Source organism: Streptomyces sp. NPDC059582, assembly GCF_042735715.1.
Classification (GTDB): domain Bacteria; phylum Actinomycetota; class Actinomycetes; order Streptomycetales; family Streptomycetaceae; genus Streptomyces.
Map to the genome: position 1 here is coordinate 193,123 of NZ_JBHWCC010000001.1, position 24,013 is coordinate 217,135.

Consider the following 24,013-nt stretch of genomic DNA (forward strand, 5'->3'; position numbering starts at 1 on the left):
TGAGTTGCAGATTGAAACCATTCTGCCGTACCGTCCAATTGGTTTCAATCTACTACCGATTGAGGTTGGAGTGCGATGAACGCGTGGCGGCGGTTACTGCTCGCGATGGTGTGTTGTGTCGCTGTGGCGAGCATCTATGCCGCACAGCCGGTTCTTGAGCCGATGGGGCGCGATCTTGGTGTGTCGGTGGGACTCACCGGGTGGATCGTCGCGACCGGCCAGGTCGGCTATCTGGCGGGCTTGGTGTTGCTGGTGCCGCTCGGTGATGTGGTCGACAGACGCCGACTCATCGCCGCGCACCTGGCGCTCATTTCGGTGGGCCTGATCCTGACGGCCTCGGCGTCAGCACCATGGGTGGCGTTCGTGGGACTCGCTGCGGCCGGGCTGTTCGCGGTCGTGGTGCAGACCACGGTGGCCTACGCCGCGTCGATCTCGCTGCCCGCCGAACGCGGACGGAACATCGGTGTCGTGACCTCGGGCGTCGTGGTTGGCATCCTGGGCGCACGGGTCGTCACCGGCACGCTCGCCGAGGTGTGGAGTTGGCGGAGCGTCTATGCGCTGCTCGCGGTGCTGTCACTCGGGCTCGCGGCCCTCGTCCGCGTCGTACTGCCGTCAGAGGAGCGCCCCGACCGACCTGCGGGGTACAGGCGGGCCGTCGTCTCGCTCGGCGGACTGTTCGCTCAGCGCAGCTTCCTGACGCGCGGGCTCATCGCGTTCTTCTTGTTCGCGTCGTTCGGAACACTGTGGAGCGGCCTGTCCCTTTCGCTGGCGGACGCGCCGTGGCAGCTGACCGAGAGTCGGATCGGGCTGTTCGGCTTCGCCGGACTCGCCGGCGCACTCGGCGCGGCGCGCGCGGGACGGTGGGCGGACGCAGGACGGGCGGCCCCGGTCACCGGTCTCGCGCTCACCCTGCTCATCCTCTCGTGGGCAGCGATCGCGCAGCTGCCGTGGTCACTGTGGCTCCTCGTCGTCGGCATCGTGGTGCTCGACTTCGCGGTCCAGGCCGTACATGTGAGCAACCAGCACCTGCTCACCTCCGCGCATCCGGATCGCATCAGCAGCGTCATCGGCAGCTACATGGTCTTCTACTCGCTCGGCTCCGCCCTCGGCGCGGCCGCAACCACAGCCGTCTTCACCGCCCACGGGTGGGCGGGCTCCAGTCTCCTCGGGGCCGGATTCGCGGCCTGTGGGCTGGCCGTCTGGGCGGCCGACCGACGACTGCCTCTCGCCGGCGCGAACTTCCGATCCGACAAGGCCGGCACGCGCCGGGCGCGAGAGGAACCACAAGGGATCGACCAAGCCGGACACGTGGTGAACGACCCCAGAGTTCCCTGAGTACTCCCTGGTCTCTAGAGCCCAAGACCTGAATACTCTTCCGGGATCTATCGAGGGGAACGTGTGAACCACGCTATCCGTCCGGCCTACCGATGTTGACGACAGCGAGAACCGAGTGCCGGCCGTCGCTGAAGAACTCCTTGTCGATGGCGTCGGCGTCGAAGCCGGTCATCGGTCCCGCGGCCAGGCCGGCGGCGCGGACGCCCATGATGAAGTAGCCGACCTGGAGACGTGCGTCGAGCCGCGCGGACCGCTCACGCACCGCACGCTCGGCGAGGAGTGCCTCGGCCTGTGAGACGTGCGGGAACCGGCTGGGCAGTTCCTCGTGGAACTCATGGGACGCGGCGAGAAGGGCGACGAGCGGGGCGGTCGCGGTCTTCTAGCGGTTGTCCTCGGACAGGTGCTCGAACAGGCGCTCGCGCGCCTCGGCGGAACGGACCAGCACGATACGCAGCGGCTGCTGGCTCATCGCGGTGGGGCCGTACTTGACCAGGTCGTCAATGGCCTCGATCTGATCGACCGTCACCGGCTCGTCGGTGAAGGTGTCGCCGGTCCGCGCCCCCCGGAACAGGAGGTCCTGGGCTGTGGGGTCGAGTGACAGAGACTTGGTGAACCCCGTACGCGTGGGCGTCTGTGGCTTCTCGGTGACTCGGCGGACTGCGAAGCGGGGAACTGGGCGCTGACGCCCAGCAGGTACACGGCCGTCGTGGTCGCCCCGACGAGCCCCCACAGGAGGGGCCCTGAACAGCACCGTGCGAGCAACAGGCTGACCAGCGCGACGAAAGCCGCCGTCGGCAGATGGAAGGCGGCCCATATCCGCGCGTCGGCGTCGGACCTGCCCGGCGCCATGGCGGCACCGCTGCAGGCGACGGCACCCAAGGCGACGAAGGCGAGCGTCGCACCGGCGAGGAGCGCCAGGACTTCGGCCGCCCCTGGGGCACCTCGATGGGACGACGTCACCGCGGTGGCGGTCCACAGTGCCAGGGTGTATCCGTGCGGGGCCGCGCTCGCGGCCACGGTGGAGCGCAGTTGGCCACGGTATCCGCGTTCCGGGTCCGTGCGGGCACCGGCCCCGACCGCCCTGGGCTGCGTTTGAGTATCTGTCTGGGACCTGGATGACGTCCTTGTCACGCCTGTGCTCCTTCTCCAGTGCCCCGTACGCGTTCTCCAGCGCCCCGTACGCGGCGCGGATCTGCCTGAGGGGAACGACCCGGTCGATCTGCGGGCTCAGCCGTCCGGTCGTGATCAACCCGCTGATGGGGTCGAGTTCGTCGCGGTCCGGTTCGACGACCATGAAAACCCCGCGTGTGGCGTGGTCCCGGGCCGCGCCGAGGTCGGGCGGCGCGCCGATGCCGACAAGGACGCCGCCTGGGCGCAGAAGTAGTGAGTCCGCAAACCTCGGCGTCCAGGGCGGGAGTTGTGGCATCGGCTCCGTACTCGATCAGGACTCCGGATACCTCGGGGGCGGGAAAAATTCTGCGGTCCGCTCCAGCCCGGATCCGTCGAAGCCGCCGTCCAGCCCGGATCCGTCGAAGCCGCCGGTCCGGACGGCGTCCCGGATGATTTTTTTCGCGGCGCCGCGATGCGGTCTCGCGGACCAGTGGTCCGGGGCCTCCGCGTCGGTGTGCGCCTACTGCGTGCGTCGTGTTCATGAGGCGGTCACTTCCTGCGAAAACGGGGTGCCGTGCGGTGGCCACGCCGTCCCGATCAGCATCACGAGTACGGCCGGGGCCGGCATCGCCCGTTCAAGGGATTCTTGCCGTCGCGCCCTGCCGGTCGGGGCACCGCTCAGTCGGTCCCGTCGGCGATACCGCCGTGTTCGATCGCCAGCCGGGTCAGTTCGACTCTCGTGTTGATGCCGAGCTTGGTGAAGATGTGCTTCATGTGCGTGTTGACCGTGTGCACAGACACGTAGAGCCGGTCGGCGATGGCCCGGTTGGTGAGGCCGTCGACGACGAGCGGAATCAGGTTCCGCTCGGATTCGGTCAGGTTACCCCATTCCGGCGGCCCGACCGTGCGATGCCGTACCGCGCCGGTGTGCACGCCGAGCTGCCGGAGGCGGCGCCTGATCCGTTCGTGATCGCGCAGGGCTCGCGAGGCCGACGCCAGCCGCGCAGCCTCTTCGAGGTACGGGATCGCCGGCTTCGTATCGGCCGATGTGGCCATCAGCTCGCCGAGGTCCTCGCAGGCCGCGGCCAGGGCCAGCGGCCTGCCGGTGCTCCGGTAGCCGGTGATGGCGGACGCGAGTGCTCCGGGGTCGCTGTGGAGCAGGCCGTCCACATGGGCGCGGACCGCCTCGATGATCCGCTGGCTGTCGTCCCGCGCGGCCAGGGTGCGCAGGGCGTCGGACACGGCCCACGCGACCGACGCGTCCTCGCCGCGGAGCGCGATACGCACGATCCCGGGCCAGTGGGACGGAGGTACCGCGAGCAGCCACGTCGGCTCACGGTCCTCGAAGCTGCCCGTGAGCGCCGCAGCCGCTGCGGCATCCCGGCCCTCCGCGTCCGCCAGCCAGGCGCGCGCGAGCGACACCCACAGGCCGTATCGCTGTGTGGTCGTGCCGGAACCGGCTTCGGCGGCGCGGAGATGGTCCCTGGCCTTGGCGAGGTCACCGCGTCCGATCTCCACCAATGCCAGCACGGAGCGGGCCTGCGGATTCGGCTGAGTGATCTCGAGTTCGTCCGCCAGCGTCAGACCGGCCTCGGCCTCCACGGCCGCGTCGTCCAGCGCTCCTTGTTCGAGCAGCGCGCAGGCGCGGATGGCATGCCAGTGGGGAAGTGACCATCCGAGGCCCAGCGCCTCCGCTTCGCGCTGTCCTTCCCGCAGGATCCGCTCGGTGTCCGCGAGGCGGTCGGTGGCGGTCAGTACCGTGGCCAGCCACAGCGCCGGAATCCGCGGCGGCCGCAGGTAGAGCGCGGCGGACTCCGTGCCGGCCCGTCCGGTGGCCTCCTCGGCGAGCTCGAGCGCGCGGGCGAGGCGCCCGCGGTAGAAGGACGTCTGCGACTGGAACACCTTGGCGCTGACGACGAGAGCCGGATCGTGGCTGCGGTAGGCGGCCTCGACCAGCCCGGTGTCGGTCTGCTCGGCGGCGGTGATGTCACCGAGGTACACGTGGCCCGTCGCCTTGGTCTTCAGCAGCCGGACGCGCAAGTCGGGCGGCAGCGCGGGGAGGTCCAGGGCCTGCCGGAGGTGTGTCATCGCGGCGGCGTCGTCGCCCGCGGCCTGGTGGATCTCGGCGGCCACCAGGCGCAGGCACGCCTCCTGCGGTGGCTCAAGACCGTCCGACAGGGTGGCGTCGACCAGGTCGAGCGCCTCGTGAACCCGACGGGTCCGGCCGAGGTATTCGGCGGCTTCGGTCAGCAGGGTGATGCGGCGCCGGTCGTGCGTGGGCAGCGGGCCGGCGATCCGCTGGGCGAGGTCCGCAGCCGCGTCGGGGGCGGTCGACGACAGGTCCCGTACGGCGGTGTGCAGCGTGGTCATGGCGTCGTCGTCGACCGGGCCGCCGGACATGACCACGTGCCAGGCCGCCTCCGCCGACCGCGCCTCGGTGCCGCGCAGAGTGTCGGCCGCCTCCCGGTGCAGAGCGATCCGTACGGCCAGAGGCAGGTTCTCGTGGACAGCCTGCCGCAAGAGATCGTGGCGGAAGGCGAGTCGCGGGCCGTCGGCCGAGAGCAGACCTGCGTGCAGGGCGGCCTCGACGCCCGACAGCAGGCTGCCGACCTGCCTGCCGAGCATTCTGGCGGCCGTGCCGAGGTCGAATTCGCGGCCGAGGACGGACCCGATCTGGACCAGGCGCACGGCATCCTCCGGGAGCCGGTCCAGACGCGCGGCGACACTCAGCCGGAAACCGGCGGGGATGCCGTGGCGCGGGGGGTTCGCCACGCCCGCCTCCACTCTGACGTCATCCGTGTCGGCGAAGGCGCGCACCAGTTCGATCGCCAGGAACGGGTTGCCCGCGACGCCTTGCAGCAGCCTGGCCAGACCGGGTGCCGGCCTCGCCCCGAGCACATCGGCCGCGAGGTGCTGCAATTCCTTCTGCGGCAGGGGGCCGAGCGCCAGCCATCGGGCTCCGAGGCGTTCGAGGTCCTCCCACACTCTGGCCACGGTCGGCCGCTCGGTCTCCGACCGGACCGCCAGCACCCACAGGATCCGCGAGGCGGCCAGTCGTCCAGGCAGGGTACGGAGCACGAAGAGCGTAGCCGGATCCGCCCACTGCGCGTCGTCCACAAGCACGGCCACCGGGGCGCGTTGGGCGCGGTCCTCCAGAGCGTCCGTGACGCTGTCCAGCAGCAAGAGCCGCTGGTCGTCGCCGGCCGCGGCGGCTCGGTCGGCACCAGCGGAGGACTGCAAGGCGGACTGCAGGGCGGCTCCTGCCGCGTACTGGTCGAACTCGTCGGCCCGCACGGACACCACGTCGAACCCGCGCCGCCGCGCCATCTCGTCCAACTCGGCGAGCAGCCGGCTCTTGCCGACGCCGGGCGCGCCTTCCACGACGACGCAGGCACCCTGTCCACCACGCACCGCGTCCAGGGCCTCACGGACAGCCACGATCTCGCGGTCCCGTCCTCTGAGGCGCAGCCGGGTCACGGTCTGGTTCCCGCTCCCCCGGGCACGGTCGCCCGAGGGGTCTGTGCTGCCCATGGGGCAAGCATGCCGCACGGCCACATTCGCCCTCAACGCCGGTTTCCCTGTGATCGACGCTTTCACCCGGGTGATCGTCGGTTCCGCGCCGCCCTCTCACCCCACCGCGACGCATGCTCCATGCCGTCCAGATCTCTTGCCCCTGGAGAGGAGCACGACGTGCGCACAGGCAAGGAATACCTGGCGGCGCTGAACGACGGCCGCACACTGTGGGTGGGCGACGAGCTCGTCGAGAACGTGGCCACGCACCCCAAGACCCGGGCGTATGCCCGCAGGCTCGCGGACTTCTACGACCTGCACCATCGCCCGGACCTCGAGGACGTCATGACGTTCGTGGACGAAGAGGGCGTCAGGCGGTCCATGACGTGGTTCCAGCACCGCTCCAAGGAGGACCTGAAGCGCAAGCGGCGCTACATGGAGACGGTGCTGCGGGAACTCGGTGGCGGGGCGACCCCGCGCACCCCGGACGTCAACAACTACGTACTGCTCACCTACGTCGACGACCCGGAACCCTGGAGCAGCCAGTCCGTCGGGACCGACGGGAGGGACCTGACCGAGGGGATCCTCGGCTTCTGGAACCTGGTGCGGGAGGGCGACCTCAACACGACGCCGGCGTTCGTCGACCCGCAGACGGACCGCTCGCGCGATTCCGCCCAGGCCGAGTCCCCTGCGCTGCAGGTGGTCGGCACCTCGGACGAGGGCATCACCGTGCGGGGTGTGAAGGCGATCAGCACCGGGGCGGCCTTCGGGGACTGGATCCACATCGGCGTCTTCCACCGCCCCGGCATTCTGCCGGAACAGATCATCTTCGGGGCGGTGAAGCCCAACACCCCCGGGGTCACCATCATCTGCCGGGAGAGCAACGTCCGGGACGGCGAGGACGTCGAGCACCCGCTCGCCTCCCAGGGTGACGAACTGGACAGCGTCATCGTGTTCGAGGACGTGCTCATCCCCTGGAACCAGGTGTTCCACATCGGTAACCCCAAGCACGCCTCGCTGTACCCGCAGCGCGTCTTCGACTGGCTGCACTACCAGGCGCTGGTCCGGCAGATGGTGCGCGCCGAGCTGATGCTCGGTCTGACGCTGCTGATCACCGAGCACATCGGGACCTACCAGCTGCCGCCGGTCCAGACCCGCATCGCCCGGTTCGCCGGCTTCCACCAGACGCTCAAGGCACATGTGATCGCTTCGGAGGAGGAAGGGTTCACCACTCCTGGCGGCCTCTACAAGCCGAACGTCCTGATGTTCGACTTCGGGCGGGCGTACTACCTGGAGAACATCGCCGCCATGGTCCACGAGGTCGTCGACCTGGCCGGTCGTGCCTCGCTCATCTTCCCCACCGAGGGGCAGTGGCAGCGGCCCGAACTGCGGCCGTGGCTGGAGGCGTTGCAGACCGGACCGGTCGGCAGGCCGCACGACCGGCTGAAGATCAGCCGCGTGATCCGCGACCTGTTCCTGTCCGACTGGGGCAACCGCATCAGCACCTTCGAGAACTTCAACGGCACGCCACTGCTGGCCATCCGCACCCTCACCATGAAGCGCGCCGAGATGTCACCCGCCGGCGGCATGGCCGACCTCGCACGCCAGGTCTGCGGCATCGAGAGCGTGGACGACGAGCAGAAGGAGACCTCGTACACGGCTCAGGCGGACTACGCCCGACGCCAGGACGCCTCGTAGCAGGATGGTAGGGCCCTGTGTCCGAACCCCGGTCGGACACGGGCCCTGCGGGCCCGGGTCAGAGCACGCCGCACTCCCGGGCCCTTGCCACTGCTCCGCTCCTGTTGTGTGCGTCGAGTTTGCGGAAGATCGCCCGTACCTGTGTCTTCACCGTGTTGTGGGACACATAGAGTTCGGAGGCGATCTCACGCAGTGTCAGCGGACCGCACAGGGCTCGGAGCACTCGGCGCTCCCCCAGCGACAGGTCCCGGGGGCCGGACACGGCAGGGCTGACGGACGGGTCCTCGCCCGCACGGCCGAGCAGGTCCGTCAGCACCCCTGGCGACTCGCACCGGGCCGCCGCCCGCTCGGCCGCCTCGCGGGCCTCTCGCGCCGCGTCGGTCTTGTGGCGCGCACCCTCGAGTCGCGCCCGCGTGAGGTGGCACAGGGCGCGTACATGGGGTTCGCTTCCGGTCCGGGGCGAGCCCGCCAGCGCCGCTTCCGCGCAGGCCAGAATCCGTTCGGCCGCATCGACCTCGCCCTCGTCGAGGAGCAAACAGGCCCGGCAGATGTAGGCGGCCACAGCGACGAAGTGTCCGCCCAGGCCGGCCGTCGCGGCCGCCCCGAGTGCCTCGTCGCTCAGGATTCGCGCCGGCTCTTGCCGTCCGGCCAGCAGCGCGCACACCGCCCGCAGACCCAGCGCGCGGACGAGCGCCAGGCCGTGCCCGGCGGCCTGCGCGTCGCGGGTCGCCTCGCCGAGCAGCGCCTCCGCCTCCTCGTACCGACGGGTCCACAGCAGAGCCGCTCCGCGGGCCGTACAGGCCAGCGCACGCCAGGAGGTCAACGGCATGGTGCCGACCACGGCGGATTCGCCGAGACGTCCGGCGGTCAGGACCTCCCCCTTCAGACAGCAGGCCACGGCCTGAGCGACGGCTGCCGCATCGGACACCGTGCTGCCGTCGCCGACCGTCTCCGGTCCCGTCTGTCTGAGCTGGGCCACGTCCAGCCAGCGCCGGGCCGTGTCCGGGGCGCCCCCTGAGAGCGCCGCCATCGCCGCCACGACGCACAGTCTCGCGTCGGCGGCGACCGTGCGGGGTGCCAGGAGGTCCAGCCAACGCGCGACCTCCGCACTACGGCCCGCCGAGATCGCCTCCTCCCAGCCGTCGAGGACCGACGCGACGGCCGCGGGCTCGTCGCCGCCCAGCACCCAGTGCCGTACCGCCGCGGCCGTCTCCCTCTGCCGGGAGTACCACTGGGCCGCCGACCGGTGCAGGGACACGACGGTGTCCGGCCCTTGGGACGTCAGGACGTCGGACAGCGACGGAGACAGCGCTCGGTGATGCCGGTACGCCGCCGGATCGGCGACGACGGGCACGAGCAGCTGCACAGTCCGCGCGAGCTCACGCAGCAGTACGCCCGCCCGGTCACCGGCGAGGGCCTGGCAGGCCCCGGTACTCAGCTCTTCGAGCACACTGGTGCGCAGCAGGAACTCGCGCTGTTCGGTGGTGAGCCGGTAGAGCACCTCGGTGGCCAGATACTCGGTGACCGCTTGCCTGCCGCGTGCCAAGTTCCCTTCCGTGTCCAGCTCGTTCGCCGAGCGGGCGAGGGTGCGCCCCATGATGCACAGCCCCGCCGCCCATCCCTCGGTGGCCTCGCACAGCGCGCTCGCCGTGTCCGGGGTCGGAGCGGACCCGAGCAGAACGGTGAGCACCGCCCGCGCTTCCTCAGGTGTGAAGGCCAGGTCGTGCTGGTCGAGTTCGGCTACCAGACCCCGGGCGCGCAGGGCGGGAAGGGGCCTTCCGGGAATGTGCCGGGTCGACAGAACGACGCGGAAGCCCCGCGGGAGCCTGGTCAGGAAGTCCGCCAGGCTACGGACCGCGTCGGCGTCCGTGATGGACTCCAGTCCGTCGAGGATCAGCGTGAGCGGACCCTGACCGCCCAGTCCGGTCAGAAGGCTCGGCAGGATCGCCTCGAGCCATACGTCGAGCGTCCACCCGTCGCTGTCGAGGCGGGTGGAGAGCTTCGGTCGTACCTGGCGCAGCGCCCCCAGGATGCCGGCCCAGAGCCGGCCCGGGGCGTTGTCGTAGGCGTCCAGGCTGAGCCAGGCGCATTCTCCGCGGGCCGCCGGGCCTCGCGACCAGTCGCTCAGGAGCACCGTTTTCCCGGCACCGGCCGGCGCGGAGACCACCACCACGGGCTCGGACGCCGCGTCAAGCCGACGCAGCAGACGCGGGCGTGTCAGGAGATGCGGGGGCTGGACCGAAGGACGCAGCTTGAAGGCCGGCACGGAGTTGGTCATGGCACCTTCCGTGGAGTCGTCGGGACGGGCGAAGCCCCCGACGGCCACGGCTCGCCTCGCGAGAGCCGGACGTCGGGGGCGGCGGTGGGCCGGTCACAGGCCCCGCAGCGGCCCCCTTCGGACCGCTGCACCAGCACTAGTGCGGGGCACCGAGCGCGCCGAAACCTCCCGCGAAGTAGAGCAGCGGGCGGCCGTCCGCCCTGTGCGCGCAATAGCGGACGTCACCCACGAAGATGGTGTGATCGCCGCCGGGGAGCAACTCGGCGACGTCACACACGACAACCGCGATGGCGTCCTTCAACACCGGGACACCGTGGTCGTCGATGGTCTCGACGCCCGCGAACTTGTCCCGTTTGGAGGCGCCGAAGTTCCGCGCCAGGGGCTCGCTGTCCTCGCCGAGGACATTGACGGCGAAGCGGCCGTGCTCCGCTATCGCGGTCCGCGTGTACAGCTGGTTGCCGATGCACACGAGCAGCTGGAGCGGGTCCAGGGACAGGGCGGACACGGCGCTCGCCGCCATGCCGATGGACGTGCTTCCGGAGCGGGTGGTGATCACACTGACACCCGTGGCGAGCCGGCTCATCGCGGCTCGGAAATCGACTGTCATGTCAAGGGTTTCGATCATCGGAGGACCTCCGTGAAAGGGCGGCTGGGCCCTGGTGCCTGGTGCCTGGTGTGAAGCGTGCAACTCCGGCTGTTAATGCGGGGGAAATCTCCCCCTGCGCCCGGCGCCACTGGGCGTCCACACTGCCGTCGGCTCATCGACGCAGTCGGTCGACCAGGCGTCTCAGGTCCGCGGACGGCGGCACTCCGAGCTCCTTCATGGCGCGCAGATAGCCCCGGTACAGATCGAGCAGTTCGTCGTCCGCGCCGACCGCCTCCGCGGCGCACAGGGCGAGCCGCCAGGCCTGTTCCCGGTAGGGATCGCCGTCCAGCACGACACGGGCGAGCCGACGGACCTCCCCGACGCGGCCGAGGCGCAGCGCCACGGTCGCCGCGTCCACGCGGGCCTGAAGGAGGGCGGCGTCGAGTTCGGCGCGCCTGGTGTCGAGCCAGTCCGTCGAGAGGGAGTCGAAGTAGGCGCCGCGTTCGGCGATGGCCAGGGCGCGCTGAAGTGTGTCCCACCGGTGCTCACCGTCCTGCCGTGCGGCTTCCGCCAGCAGCCGCTGGAGGGTCCCCGAGGCGCTCACGACCGCGGACGCCGGTGTCAGCCTGTACACGTCGCCGTCCTGAAGGAGCGACAGCCCCTCGGGCAGCACTTCGCGCAGCCGGTAGACGGCCTGCCGAAGGTAGCTGCGCCCTGTGGCGCTGCTCCCTCCGGAGAACAGCGCCTCCAGAAGGGCCTGACGCCTGGCGCTCGCCGCGGGCCGGGACAGCAGGTAGGCGAGCAACTCGACGCTCTTGGCCAGACGCGGGTGGACCTCCCGTCCGTCCGCGACGAGCCGCACCGGACCGAGATCCTCGAGCGTCAGTCGGGGTACCGCGCACGCGGTCACCGGCCTCGCGGCCGAGAGCGCGGACACGAGCTCGTGCCAGCGTGAGGCGTGCGTGGGTTCCGCGTCGGCCCGGCGCACTCCGACGGACGGCACGTCCTCCAGAGCCTGCAACAGCAGATTGCGCGGGCCCTGGGCCGTCGCGACCTCCAGAGCCAGGTCGGCGGCCGCATCCGCACCGTCCTCATCACCGGTGCGCCACAACGCCTCGCTCAAGTAGACCGCCGCCGTGGGAAGTTCCAGACGCCTGCCACCCGTACGCATCGCGTGGACCACGGTGCTGAGGTGGGGCACGGCATCGTGGTCGCGACCGGCCAGCAGCAGTTCCAGGCCTCGCCAGGTGCCCGCCAGTTCCGCGGTGAACGCGTAGCTCGCGCACCCTCTGCGCTCCGCCTCGGCGAGCGCCCGGGCCGCCCGGGGCAGGTCGTGATCCAGGCGCAGGGCCAGTTTCGCCTCAAGGAGCAGGCTGAGGATCCGGTAGACGCGGGAACCGGTCGACGCGATCCGCTCCCGCCCCGCCAGCAGTGCGTCCCACGCCTCGTCCCTGCGTCCGAGATCCGACATCAGCTCGGCGGCCTCGACCGCCGCCAGCCAGACGGGCCGCGGTCCGTCTCCGACCGCCGCGTAGGCCTCCTCCGCCTGGGAGATACGTCCCTCGGCGCGCAGTGCCGCGACCGTCCAAGGCGCGCCCGCCGCCCTGCGCCAGGCGCCGGACGGGCCGTCCTGCAGTTGGTGCAGCTGCCCAGCCATGTAGGCGATGCGCATCACCATGGCGCCAAGGGGTCCCGCGACACGGTCGAGAAGGTCGGGGGCGAGCCGGGGTGTGCTGCCGTCCGCGAGAGCCAGCAGAGCCGTGGCGATGTCCCGAGGGTGCCCGGGAGGCATGACGCGCAGGACCTCGCGCGCCCGGTCGATCCTCCCCACGTGCCAGAAGCACCACACCAGTAGGGCCAAGTCCTCCGCGCCGCCCGGTTGTTCGGCGAGCCGGCTCCACCACGCACGACCGTGATGTTCGGCCAACTGCACGCCCCGCCAGCACTGTTCGAGCCCGAAGGCGACGCGCAGCCCCGCTGCGGCCAGGTTCGGTGTGAGCGGTCGGGGCGCCGGGCGCACGCGGTCCAGCCAGCTCTCGGCGGTCGCCAGGTCGAGTCGGCCCAGCACGTCGGGCAGGGCACGTTCCGCGGCGTGTCGGGCGGTGTCGGTGTCGCCGCTCATGAGCAGCTCGGCCACGGCGTCCTCGTGGCGCCCGCTGCCCTGGAGCAAGGAGGCGTACCCCCGGCGCAACGCACGCAGGGTGTTCTCGTCCAGGCGGCCGATCTCTCGTTGGAGATGGTGGCGAAACCGCGGCAGGGCGACCAGACGGCTGCCGTCGGGGGACCAGGTGAGCGGCAGCCGTCGGCCGCGGAGGGCGGCCATCGTCCGGTCCGGCGATGCCAGCCCGAGGGCATTCGCCTGCTCGGCCGTCACGCCGTCGTCGAGCAGGCTCGTACGGACGAGCAGCGACGCCTCCACGGGCGTGAGCTGGGCCAGCAGTTCGGCCGCGACGCGTTCGTGCTGTGCCACGGAGGCGCAGGGGTCGGCTCCCCACCAGTCGTACAGGACGCCGCTGACCCAACCGCCCGTCGCATCGACCAGTCGGCACGGGTCGTCGCTGCGGTCGACGCCCCGCAGGGCGTCGGCGGCCTCAGCCACGTCGAAGGCCAGCTCCCCGTCCTCGAGGAAGGCGACGCGATGGACATCGCCGAGACCTCCGAGGCCTTGGGGCAGATCCACTCGGGAGATCAGTACCAGCCGCGGCCCTTCCGGCAGACTCCCGACCAGTGCGCCGAGCAGCCCTTGTGCACCGGCGCACCCACCGATCGTCTCCACGCGGTCGAGCACCAGCACCAGTTCCGTGCCGGCGAGCATCCTGGCGAGCAGGGCGCCGGCCGCCGACGCCGGCAGTCCTCGCGCCAGTGCGCCGGTCAGTGCGGTCGCCGCGGCCGGCACGTGGGGCGCGAGGGCTCCCTCGAGAAGGCGCGTCAGCGCCGGTCCGTCCGCACCGGAATCACCGGCATCGGACTCGACGTCGCCGGGCATCCCGGCGAGCGAGACCCAGGCGACAGGGCTGGACAGCTCCTGAGCGGCCTGGACCGCGGCGGTCGTCTTGCCCGACCCCGCCGAAGCCGCCATGACGAGTACCGGGTACCGGTCCAGCAACTCATGGATTCTGCGGACCAGTCTCGGTCGGGGTACGACGTGGCTGGGCAACCGTGGCAGGACACCGCCCGGTTCGCCGGGACCACTGCTCCTCATGGATGACCGCCTCTCGACGGTGTGGGCGTCGTCCGTGGCGATCAGCCCGCGGCGACGGGTTCGAGGACGAAGGTGCGGCGCAGCGCGGTGTACGGCTCGTCGGTCAGCTCGCGGCAGGGCCCGGCGTCGGCCTCGTACCTGTCGAAGGACTCGGTCAGCGACTCCTTGACCCCGAACACCGGATCCGCGTCCAGGTACGGATCGTCCGAAGGAAACAGCATGGTGGTCACGCGCTGGAATCCCGCAGCCTCGATCAGCAGGTGCACATGGGCGGGACGCATGAGCGACCTGCTGGTCGCGCTCATGAGTTCGCCGACCGGGCCGTCACCGGGTATCGGATAGCTGGACGGCCGAATGGAACGGAAGCTGAAGTGTCCCGTCTCGTCGGTACGGAACAGCGCGCGCATGGCCGGGTCGACCTGGCCGGGCACATCCATGTCGTAGTGGCCGTCCGCGTCACTGTGCCAGACGTCCACCGCGGCGCCGGCCACCGGCGCTCCCTCACGGTTCACGACCCGTCCCTCGAAGAACAGCGGGGTGCCGGGCAGACCTCCGGAGATGTCGGCGGCGTCGGCGTGCTGCGGCCTGTCGTCCCGGAAGAAGGGGCCGAGGACGCTGTTCTGTGTCGCTTCGGCGGGGCGTCCGTTGCCGAGGGCGTCGACCAGCATGGTGATGCCCAGCACGTCGGACAGCAGGATGAACTCCTGGCGCGTCGGCGTGCACAGCTGTCCGGTGCGCGTCAGGAAGGCCACTCCCCGGGCCCACTCCTGCTCCGTCAGTTCCACCTCCCGGACGAAGGCATGGACGTGTCGCACCAGCGATTCCAGGATCTCCGCGACGCGGGAGTCCTTGGTGTCCCGCATGGTCGAGATCACGGCTTCGGTGATGGTCTCGCTGGTCAGATCACGCATGGCGTGCTCCTGTGGTGGTCGAGAGTTCGATGACGGAGTTGGCTCGGGGGTGTTCGTCGCCGGGTGACGTCACGGCGCCTCCCCGGCCCAGGCGCGGGTCAGAAGGGCGTGGACAGCGGTCCGGTCCACGGGGCGCGGATTCCAGTAGCCGTCCCGCACGATGAGGTCGGCCGCCTGCTCGATCCCCGATTCCGGCATGCCGAGGTCCCGCAGTGCCCTGGGGGCACCGAGTCGCCCGGCGAAGTCGAAGAGACCGTTCGCGGCGCCGTCGCCCGGCAGCGCCCGCTCGATGCGCGCCATGGCCTCGGGGGCGGCGGGCCCGTTGTGGGCGACCACGTGCGGCAGGACGACCGTGTGGCTTTCGGCGTGCGGAAGCCCGAACGTGCCGCCCAGCACGTGGCACACCTTGTGATGCAGGGCCATGCCCACCGTGCCGAGGCACGTGCCCGCCAGCCACGCTCCGTACAACGCGTCCGCGCGCGCCTCGCCGTCGTCCGGACGCCGTGCGACGACCGGAAGGGATCGTGTGAGCGCATCGAGGGCTTCGCCGGCCATCAGGAAGGCGACCGGGTCCCGGTCCTGTGCGTACAGGGACTCCACGGCGTGCGCCATCGCGTTGACGCCGCTGACCACCGACACCGCGACAGGAAGCGTGAGCGTCAGGTCGACGTCGTACACCACCGTGTCGAGCAGCGCTTCCGGCAGCCGCCGGGTCGTCTTCCTGCGGCCTTCGGTCTCACCGAGGATCGGGGTCATCTCCGAGCCGGCATAGGTGGTGGGCAGCGCCAGCTGCCGAAGACCGGTCCGCACGGCGATCGCCTTGCCGAGGCCGATGGTCGATCCACCGCCCAGGGCTAGCACGGAGTCCGCTCCCACGGTCTTGGCGTACGCGACCGCCTTCTCCGTGACCTCGACAGGGGTGTGGGCGGCCGCTTCGGCGAAAGTCCCCACTGCCGCGGCACCGAGCAGGTCGCGCATCTCCGCTGCCTGGTCCACTTGACCGGCTGTGCACAGGATGAGCACCCGTCGGCAACCGAGAGCATCGGCCTCTTCAGGGACACGGCCGCGCGTACCGCTGCCGAAAACCACCTTGGTGATCTGTCCCCGATGCACGAACGTCTTCATAAGGATTTCCTTGGTCCCGCCGCTCCTCTGATTACTGAAGAAAGCGTCGGCACTCGGATGACGCGCGTCAACAAAATCCGTGGGTGATGACGAGGGTCGGCGTGGAAATACCTTGTTCGTGCGACAGGCACCGACAGCGTGGCCTCGGAGTCGCGACCGATATCACTCATCTGCGGGATGCCGAAGGATGCCGAGGCGTTGGACCGTGGGAGCAGGTCTCAGTCGGGCGCGACGCGCAGGGGGCCGACATTCCTGCGGCGGAATCGCCCTACGGTATTCACAGATGCTGCACAAATACCTAGAGGTCCGACCAAGCGCTTGACGTTGCCCTACGGAAAAAGCATCCGATTGACCGGACCGTGGACCTACAACGATGCACGCCGTCAGCACCTGGGACCAGAAACTCGGCAAGGCGGTCCGCACCGGCAAGCGCTGGCTCCCGGCCCTGGGCAACGGGCGACGCACACGGCGATCCTCAGATCATCAGCCTGCCGCACAACGCCATCCACGCGGGTGTCCTGGCCACCGACATCGTCATTGACGGCACCGCGAGCCGTAGCTGATCGCGAAGTTGTCCTCCGTCAAGCCGGCCCACCGCCACCGCCACCGCCACCGGCCACCGGCCACGGCCACGGCCACGGCCACGGCCACGGCCAGCAGGCTTGCATAGGCGAGACGCTGAGCATGCCCTTCGAGGCGCCGGTGGACATCGACCTCGACGTGGGGGGCGTGCCTGACGGCACCGTCCGGTGCCCACCGAAGAGGCTCAGCTGCACCACGAGTCGGTGGGAGCGTCCGGTTTCGGCACGGTGATGCGGCGGACGACCGCCTCGACGGCCGCGTACGCACGCGCCGAGGTGCGGCACCCGAGGGCGGACGGCAACCGTGGCAGGGCAACACCATGGGCACCGCGCCGCTGTTCGGCCCGATACCCGCCCTGACCAACCCCGTGTCACTGGACACGAAGGCCGGCTCCGCGAAGCTACGGCCGCTGGGACCGGCAGCAAGCAGGCGGCGGTGCCGCACCACCGCCTCCTCTCCCCCTTCCCGGCGGCAATGATTCGAGCGGCACCGCCTCGGGAAAGCAGAAGAGACCGCGGCGTGAGGACAGCGGGTCCGGAGGCGCGGCGGGCCGCAGGGGGTTCTCGACGGTTCTACAACGCGACTCCAGGGGAACGAACAAGCACTTGACGTGTGGCTGACCGCTGTTCGACGGCGGGAGAGGGCGCGGACACCGCGATGCGGGAACCGCGCTCGGGGGAACTCCGGCTCAACTCGGCATCTGGACGACGGTGGGGGGAGACGTATGCACCAGCCTGACCGGCCGAACGGCTCTGTGATGAAGAAGAACCCGGACGACGAGAACGAGGTGCGCCCGGGCGAGGACCACCAGGACACGCAGCTTAATCGGGTCACGCCTGTGGCCCGGTTCGAGCCCCACGTGGCGCTCGCGGTGGTCAGCACTCTGGCGTCCCTGGTTCAGCGGGGGCACGCGCTGGAGGGCGCGCGCCCCACGCCCCCCGGCGAACTCCAGCGAGCGCAGCTATTCGAGGAGGGGCACGTCTACCTGCTCGAGCCGCCGTTCGAGGGCTACTTCGCCGACCGGTATCTGATGGACTTCTACGATGTCCGCAGCCGCGACCTCTGCTCACGGATGCACATCCACACGGGCCTGCGGTTCGTGAGGATGATGACCGGCCCCCGGACGGCCATCCGCGTGTCGAGCTTCTCGCCCATGTCCGTCGGACCCTCGATCGGGTGGACTGGGGGAGATCTGCAAACCTTCGCGGACGACTGCCCCGGCACCGCCGACGAGCCGCCGCGGACCCGGTACAACGTCGTTGTACCGGAGAATTCCTGGGTCGACATGCAGATACCGAGAGGCGTGTCCCACCAGTTCAACGCGGACGGCCCGCACGCCGTCATCGACTCGGTGCACCCTGAGGAGTCCATCGAGACCCTCCGTGAAGCCATGTCGGGCTATCGGATGATGGCCCAGACGATCTTCCTCGCGGAGCAGCGGAGCACCGGGGAGACGTGCTTCCTGGACGGTCACGAGTGACCGTCCAGGGGATCTCCCCGGCCGTCCGGACCGCCCTCGAGTCACTGACACCGGGCGACCGCTGCCTTATGTCGATCCCGTCAAGTGACGCCCTCGCCGAGGCCATCAGACTCGGCTGGGCGTCAGGCGCAGCTCTCGCCCTGATCAAACCCGAGGTCGGCGACGCCGATCTGCTGGACATCGTCTACCGGTACGACCCGTCGCTGCTGATACGGGAGGACGGCGCCGGCGGGATCACGACCGCGTTCAGAGCCGCCGTCACCCCGCACCCGAGGCCCGTGACGGACGGATCGGTCACCGTGTTCACCTCGGGCACCACCGCGCGACCCAAAGGGGTCGTGCTGCCGCGGACCGCCGTGGTGGGCAACGCCCTCAAGACCGCCCGCATCCACGGCTTCGGCTCCGGGCGCCCCCACGGCACCTGCCTGGAGCTCTTTCACGTCAACGCGCTCGTCATGTCCCTACTCGGGGCACATCTCACCGGCGAATCCCTCACCCTCGACTTCAGCGGAAGTCCGTCCGCCTACTTCTCCCGCCTCGAAGCCGCCGGCGCCCGCACCGCCTCAACGAATCCCCGGGTCCTGCGGCGGCTGGTCGACGAAGCGCCGCCCTGGCCGAAGGCGCTGGAGTACGTGATCACCGCGGCCGGTCCATGCGGAAGGAATCTGGCAACCGAGTTCTACGAGCTCTACGGGCCGCGGCTGCGTCAGGGGTACGGGATGTCGGAAGCCGTGAATTTCAGCTTCATGATGCCGTTCATCAGCAACCGCCTCCGCTTCGCGTCGCTGTACCTGGCGCAACGCCCGCCGGTCGGACGCCCCGTGGAGGCCACCCGCTATGTGATCGACGACGGAGAACTACTCGTTCGCACCCCCGACCTGATGGACGGATACCTCCAGGACGAGTTCTCGGGGACCGTCGCCGGAGGCTGGCTGCGCACCGGTGACTTCGCCGAGGTGCGGGACGACATGGTGGTCCTCCTCGGCAGGGTGAGCGAGGCGATCGACGTGCCGGGCCTGCCCCGCCAACCGGGACTGATCGAGGACCGACTCGACCTCGCCATCGACGCCGGGGACTACGCAGCCGTCCGGATACCGGACTTCCCCGGCGTCGCGGTCTTCACGTCGCGTCCGCTGCGCACCGGCCTGCTTCCCGCCGTCACCGGGAGACCGGGACTGCCGGTGTTCCTCGTGTGCGCCGACGAACTCATGCTGAGCGGCTCAGGCAAGGTGCAGCGATCGAGGATGTCCGGCAAGGCGGCGACGATCATGGAAGCCGTCGAGCGGGCGATCGCCGTACCGGACGCGGCCACCCGCCGGGAACTCGTGCCAGAGGCGCTTCTCGGCCAGCGGCCCGACTCCTCGGACACAGCGGCTGGCCAGCCCCTCGTCAGCCTCGGATGTGGGTGCCAGGTCCACCGGAGGCCGTCCGTGACCACCATCGAGTACGCGCCAAGCTGTGCGGTCCCGGCGCGGCACATCCCGGACACCGCGGCGAACACGGAGTGGCTAGTTCTGCTCGCCAGGGGCGCGCGCGGTGAACCGGCGGACTGTCTGCCCCTCCACCTGGGGGGCGAGGAAGGGGGTGGCCGCCGGGTGTACCGGTACGCGCGGACCGCCTCAGGATGGTCCGTGGTCGCTTCTAGGCGGTGGAGGTGAGTCCGCGCGCCTACGCGTTGATCGTCGACAGATCCCGTGCCAAGTCGTGGCGCCAGGACGACGGATCGTCTTTCCTCTCCCGCCACGGCATCGCAACGGTCGTGGTGTCGGATCGCTGGGGCGCCCACTACGAGGGGCTCCCGTCCGACACCTCCGTGCACCTCGTCGAGTCGCTCGACCGCAGCTCGATCCGGCGCGTGACCGAGGAGTACGCGCCCGATGTCATCGGCTTGAGCACCTGCTCCGAGTTGTTCGTCGAGGACGTCGCCTCCGTGCGCGCCGTCCTGGGCATCCCCGGCCCGCAACCGAGTTACACGGCCAGGTTGCGCGACAAGTGGCTGATGAAGGAGACGGCGGCACGGGCGGGCATCCCGACCGCGTGGGGGGTGCTCGCGGTCGACGCCGCGAGCGCACTGAGGTCCCGCCCGGACGCCGCACGGCTGTTCCTGAAACCCCGGAACCTCTCGGGGTCCCGGGGAGCGCGCGAGCTCCGGGGCACTGTCGCCGTGGCGGCCGCGCTGGACGGCATCTCCCGGCATCTGGAGGACTTCGTCGTCGAGGAGTTCATCGACGGAGACCTCCACCACATCGACGGGTTCGTGTCGGGCGGCGAACTCGCCTTCACCCTCTCGCGCTATGAGCGGCCGACCCACCGTGCGGGCGGGCCCGTGCCACTGTCGTCCCACACGGTCGACGACCCGGTCCTGTCGGGCCGAGCCGCGACGTTCATCCGGCGCGTCCTGTCGGCCTGGGGCGTGTCGCAGGACGTCTTCCACTGCGAGGCATTCCTCGTGGACGGAGCGTTCGTCTTCTGCGAGATGGCCGGCCGACCCGGCGGCGCCGGCGTGTCCGGGGTGTTCGACCTGCTGCGGGGCCGGGATCTGCGCTTCACGAAGACCGCGCTGGATCTCGGGCTGCCCGCCGAGGCGGCGCCCAGCCGGCTCCGACGCCGGTCCCCGGCGGGCGGCTGGACCGTCTTCTACGCTCCCCGGCGCGAGCGGGCCGGCGCCGTGACCGCCGAGAGCGGGGGACTTTCCGGGCACGTCTGGTCGGACGTACGTGACGCGGCCGAACCCGCCGTTGCCGGCTACGCGGGGGTCGGCGTCGCCACCTATGTCTTCGAAGGACGCACGACCGCCGAGGTGCGTCAGCAGATTGCACGCTACGAATCGGAGTGGCCCGTCGCCCCTGCCGCGGGACCAGAAGCCTCATGAGGGGGGCGGACGGGCACGCGGGGGACGGCTACGGCTGGCTGCTCGACGAGGTCGCGGTCATCGCCGCGGCGCACCATGAGGAGAGCGAGCTGGGAGCGGCGGCATTGGTCACCCACGCCGTGCTCTCCCCCCTTCCCCGCAGTGCGCGAGCGGCGGCGCGCCTGCGACGCTGGACACACGGTTGCGCGCCGGAGCCGGCAAGCGTCTTCCGTAAATCCCTCGGCGACATCGAGGGGGCCGTCTCGTTCGGGAGACGCCTGGTCCTCCACGAGGGCTTCCGCGTGGACCCGGCCCAGGAGGCAGCCGAGGATCTGGAACGTCTTCGGGGCGTTCTGGGGCCCCGGCTGCGGGCCAACTCGCCAGAGCTGTGGCTTCGTTGGGGCGCGAAGGCCGCCTTCCGGCAGCGCTGCGCGGAGTTGCTGGGGGTGGCGGCCCTGCCACCGGGCGCAACCTACGCGGTCGACTCCGCCGTCGGCCTCGCCTCCCTCGCCGAGCGCATCGGCATCTGCGCTCAGCCACGCGTCGTGAAGTTCCCGGGCACCGGGGGCACGGGCAATGTCGTCCTCCGGCGCGGCGAGGAGTTCCGTCCCGCTCTGCTCGACCGCCGAGCCGAGGGGCCGGACGGGACCTTGCCGGACGGTCCGGTGGACGTGGTCGTCGAGACCTGGCTGCCATGGCGGGTGAGCGTCTCGGTCTCGTACCTGGTCGTCCCCGAGGTCGGCTGCGTGTTCCTCGCCGCGTGCGAGCAGGTGGTCGACCGGTCGCGGGCCACGTTCGTCGGCTCGAGCAGCGGCGTCCGGCTGTCCGCCGCCGATCTGGACGCGGTCAGGTCCTATGTGGAACCACTGTTCGCAGTCATGGCCGAGGACGGCTACGTCGGCGTGGCAGCGGTGGATCTGATCATCGGCACCGGCTGGACCGGGAGCGGCCTGGAACTGCCGTCCGGCTCGCGGGTCTGCTGCGTGGAGTGCAATCCCCGGATGAACCGGCACAATCGTGTGGGCTTGCTGGTCGAGCGCCTGGCCCGCACCTGGGGCGTCCCCGCGGCCCGGCTGTCGTGGCGTCTGGTGGACCACCCCGGATGGGCGCCGTCGGACGACGCGCACCCGGAGCCCGCGCGCCCGTCCGACCGTCCGCCACGGCCGGGCGAGACCACGACGATCGATCTGGTCGACACGAGTCGGACGATGCGCCTGACGGTCAGACTGAGCGGCAAGGAGGGAAGCCACCGTGCAGAGTAGGCGCCGGCTCGTCCTGTTCCTCTTCGTGGTTCCGACCGGGCACCACGAAGCGTCCTGGCGCCTGCCGCACAGCCCCGCGGAGCGCATGTACGACGTCGACTACTACGTGGGCCTGGCGCGGGCCGCCGAACTGGCCGGGATCGACGCCGTCTTCTTCGCCGACGCGCCGGCCCTGCGCACCCGCGTCGAGCACAACACCGGCGGCAGTGTCCTCGAACCGTTCACTCTGCTCTCGGCGTTGGCGTCCGTCACGACCACCCTGGGACTGATCGGCACCGCGTCCACCACGTACGCCGAGCCGTACAACGTGGCCCGCCTGGTCTCCTCGCTCGACCACCTGTCGCGGGGACGCGCCGGCTGGAACGTCGTCACCACGTCGTTCGCGGGCGCGGCAGCCAACTTCGGCGCGGGCGCGCACCCCGACCGCCTGACGCGCTACGCGCGCGCCGAGGAGTTCCTCCAAGTGGTCAAGGGACTGTGGGACTCATGGGCGTCGCACGCCATACGGTGCGACCGCGCCGCCGGCGTCTACGTGGACCGGTCGCTTATCCGGCCCATCGACCACGATGGCGAGGACTTCCACGTCGCCGGGCCGTTCCAGTCCGCCAGGTCCCCACAGGGCCATCCCCTCATCGTCCAGGCCGGGGCCTCCGAACCGGGGCGCGCCTTCGCGGCACGACACGCGGACGTGGTCTTCTCAGTGCAACGGGACAGGGACCGCGCGACACGCTTCCGTGCTGGACTGCGCGCCGCGGCCAGCGCCGCGGGCCGCCGCCCCGAAGCCCTGCTCTCCCTGCCCGGCCTCAGCGTCCATGTCGCCTCCACCGCAGCCGAGGCCCGCAACAAGCAGGAGGAACTCGATGAGCTGGTGATTCCCGAACACGGGATCGGTCAGATCAGAGCCGTCACCGGTGTCGACCTGTCCGGCTTCGGCCTGGACGAGGTCATCGACCATGACGCACTCCGGGATCGGCACGGCCCCACGGCGATGACGCGGGCGGACGAGATCCTCGCGATGGTCGAGGAAGGACCCTGCACGGTGCGCGGCCTGGTCAGGCGTGTCGCCGGGGCCCGGACACACCGGGTCGTCGTGGGTCCGCCCGAGGCCGTCGCGGACACCATGGAGACCTGGTTCCGCTCGGGCGCGTGTGACGGCTTCAATCTGCTGCCGCCCGCGCTGCCCGGCGGCCTCCACGACTTCGTCGAGTTCGTCCTGCCCGAGCTGGCCCGGCGCGGGATCTGGCGTCGGTCTCAGGGCATGCTGCGGGAGCGTCTGGAGCTGCCGGCAGTCAGCTGAGGGCGGCCGGCGCGACGACGACATCCCTGGGGTAGACGCCGGGGCTACCGAGCAGCCGCCGCAGTGCGGCACCCGAGACACCGTCGTGGACGCGTACCAAGGCCGCCTGGTTCACGTCGAAGTACCAGACGTGGAAATGGTCGAGCAGCCAGTCGTGTTCCTCAGCGGTCAGGCGGACGGCCTCGACCATGACCTTGGCGTGCCGCAGGCTGCGCAGGCGCGCGAGGCCGTCGCGCAGCACCCGTGCCTCCAGCCCCTCGATGTCGAGCTTCAAGGCCACCCGCATCCCCGGCAGCACACCGAGCAGGTCCAACACCTCGCCCAGGCGTAGCGTTTTGACGGTCGTCGTCGTCCATGCGTGTGGCCGGTCCGCCACCCACTCCTGGCACAGCGTCGAATTGCCCCACCAGGTCAGGTCGTCGTGAAAGACCGCCTCGCCACTCAGATCGCTCACGGCCACCTGCTGGAGGCGGGTGCCGGGCAGGGATTCGGTGAGCGTGCGGCGAAGGTACGGCACCACCCGTTCGTTGGGCTCCACGGCCATGACTGTCGCGTCGGCCGGCAGCTCGGCCGCGAGCAGCATCTCTCCGTAGTTGGCTCCCACGTCGACGACCGCGTCCCACCTGTCGTCGGCCATGACGGCCCGCCACAACGCGCCCGCGACCGGATGCAATGCGCCGCACGCCCGAGCGATCGCCGCTCCTCTCGCGTCCTGTGCGTCGATGTACATGCGTTTTCCGTTGATGACGACGTGTTCAGTCAGTCCCGGCAGCCGGTTCACAGGCG

The 24,013-nt window shown here is 70.6% G+C and carries 14 protein-coding genes and 2 pseudogenes; 7 read left to right on the forward strand and 9 right to left on the reverse strand.

Going from position 1 to position 24,013, the window contains the following annotated elements:
• The first annotated feature begins 75 nt into the window (after nucleotides 1-75).
• The gene (locus ACFV0T_RS00910; protein WP_385772970.1) at nucleotides 76-1,335 is read left to right on the forward strand and encodes an MFS transporter; all 1,260 of its coding nucleotides are present in this window, start codon (nucleotides 76-78) and stop codon (nucleotides 1,333-1,335) included.
• A gap of 47 nt (nucleotides 1,336-1,382) precedes the next feature.
• On the opposite strand, the pseudogene ACFV0T_RS00915 reads toward ACFV0T_RS00910, so the two are convergent.
• The 3 genes and pseudogenes from ACFV0T_RS00915 to ACFV0T_RS00925 all read right to left on the reverse strand — a co-directional run bounded on the left by ACFV0T_RS00915 (nucleotide 1,383) and on the right by ACFV0T_RS00925 (nucleotide 5,976).
• Nucleotides 1,383-1,936, reverse strand: a pseudogene (locus tag ACFV0T_RS00915) (malonic semialdehyde reductase).
• Nucleotides 1,937-2,509: 573 nt separating this feature from the next.
• Nucleotides 2,510-2,761: pseudogene (locus tag ACFV0T_RS00920) on the reverse strand (zinc-binding dehydrogenase); the annotation flags it as partial.
• Between the two features lie 362 nt (nucleotides 2,762-3,123).
• Complete coding sequence (locus ACFV0T_RS00925; protein WP_385772972.1) at nucleotides 3,124-5,976, reverse strand: AAA family ATPase; 2,853 nt, start codon at nucleotides 5,974-5,976, stop codon at nucleotides 3,124-3,126.
• A 159-nt stretch (nucleotides 5,977-6,135) separates the two neighbouring features.
• On the opposite strand from ACFV0T_RS00925, the gene ACFV0T_RS00930 reads away from it, so the two are divergent.
• Nucleotides 6,136-7,653 carry a 4-hydroxyphenylacetate 3-hydroxylase family protein gene (locus ACFV0T_RS00930; RefSeq protein WP_385772974.1) on the forward strand — a complete coding sequence of 506 codons (1,518 nt, stop codon included), beginning with the start codon at nucleotides 6,136-6,138 and terminating at the stop codon, nucleotides 7,651-7,653.
• Nucleotides 7,654-7,711: 58 nt separating this feature from the next.
• On the opposite strand, the gene ACFV0T_RS00935 is transcribed toward ACFV0T_RS00930, so the two are convergent.
• From ACFV0T_RS00935 to ACFV0T_RS00955, 5 genes are all read right to left on the reverse strand, one after another.
• Complete coding sequence (locus ACFV0T_RS00935; RefSeq protein WP_385772976.1) at nucleotides 7,712-9,931, reverse strand: LuxR C-terminal-related transcriptional regulator; 2,220 nt, start codon at nucleotides 9,929-9,931, stop codon at nucleotides 7,712-7,714.
• A 136-nt stretch (nucleotides 9,932-10,067) separates the two neighbouring features.
• Nucleotides 10,068-10,556, reverse strand: a complete 489-nt coding sequence (locus tag ACFV0T_RS00940; RefSeq protein WP_385772978.1) for a flavin reductase family protein — start codon at nucleotides 10,554-10,556, stop codon at nucleotides 10,068-10,070.
• 133 nt (nucleotides 10,557-10,689) lie between these two features.
• Complete coding sequence (locus ACFV0T_RS00945; protein WP_385772980.1) at nucleotides 10,690-13,623, reverse strand: BTAD domain-containing putative transcriptional regulator; 2,934 nt, start codon at nucleotides 13,621-13,623, stop codon at nucleotides 10,690-10,692.
• A gap of 137 nt (nucleotides 13,624-13,760) precedes the next feature.
• Nucleotides 13,761-14,630 carry a dioxygenase gene (locus ACFV0T_RS00950; protein ID WP_385772982.1) on the reverse strand — a complete coding sequence of 290 codons (870 nt, stop codon included), beginning with the start codon at nucleotides 14,628-14,630 and terminating at the stop codon, nucleotides 13,761-13,763.
• Nucleotides 14,631-14,699: 69 nt separating this feature from the next.
• Entirely contained in the window at nucleotides 14,700-15,755 is a 1,056-nt protein-coding gene (locus ACFV0T_RS00955; protein ID WP_385772984.1) for a maleylacetate reductase, read from the reverse strand.
• 1,306 nt (nucleotides 15,756-17,061) lie between these two features.
• On the opposite strand from ACFV0T_RS00955, the gene ACFV0T_RS00960 reads away from it, so the two are divergent.
• The 5 genes from ACFV0T_RS00960 (at nucleotide 17,062) to ACFV0T_RS00980 (ending at nucleotide 23,227) form a co-directional block, all read left to right on the forward strand.
• Nucleotides 17,062-17,817: a hypothetical protein gene (locus tag ACFV0T_RS00960; RefSeq protein ID WP_385772986.1), complete on the forward strand. Its 756-nt coding sequence runs from the start codon at nucleotides 17,062-17,064 to the stop codon at nucleotides 17,815-17,817.
• A gap of 68 nt (nucleotides 17,818-17,885) precedes the next feature.
• Nucleotides 17,886-19,475, forward strand: coding sequence for an AMP-binding protein (locus ACFV0T_RS00965; protein WP_385772988.1), 1,590 nt, complete (start codon nucleotides 17,886-17,888; stop codon nucleotides 19,473-19,475).
• On the forward strand, nucleotides 19,472-20,689 hold the full coding sequence (locus ACFV0T_RS00970) for an acetyl-CoA carboxylase biotin carboxylase subunit family protein (protein WP_385772990.1): 1,218 nt from the start codon (nucleotides 19,472-19,474) through the stop codon (nucleotides 20,687-20,689). Before ACFV0T_RS00965 ends, ACFV0T_RS00970 begins: the two co-directional genes overlap by 4 nt.
• The gene (locus tag ACFV0T_RS00975; RefSeq protein WP_385772992.1) at nucleotides 20,686-21,930 is read left to right on the forward strand and encodes a hypothetical protein; all 1,245 of its coding nucleotides are present in this window, start codon (nucleotides 20,686-20,688) and stop codon (nucleotides 21,928-21,930) included. Before ACFV0T_RS00970 ends, ACFV0T_RS00975 begins: the two co-directional genes overlap by 4 nt.
• Nucleotides 21,920-23,227, forward strand: coding sequence for an NtaA/DmoA family FMN-dependent monooxygenase (locus ACFV0T_RS00980; RefSeq protein ID WP_385772994.1), 1,308 nt, complete (start codon nucleotides 21,920-21,922; stop codon nucleotides 23,225-23,227). The genes ACFV0T_RS00975 and ACFV0T_RS00980 overlap by 11 nt, the downstream gene beginning before the upstream one ends.
• Here the strand turns inward: ACFV0T_RS00980 and ACFV0T_RS00985 are convergent.
• Nucleotides 23,220-24,008 carry an FkbM family methyltransferase gene (locus tag ACFV0T_RS00985; protein ID WP_385772996.1) on the reverse strand — a complete coding sequence of 263 codons (789 nt, stop codon included), beginning with the start codon at nucleotides 24,006-24,008 and terminating at the stop codon, nucleotides 23,220-23,222. The two genes, ACFV0T_RS00980 and ACFV0T_RS00985, sit on opposite strands and share 8 nt — an antisense overlap.
• Between the last annotated feature and the right edge of the window lie 5 nt (nucleotides 24,009-24,013).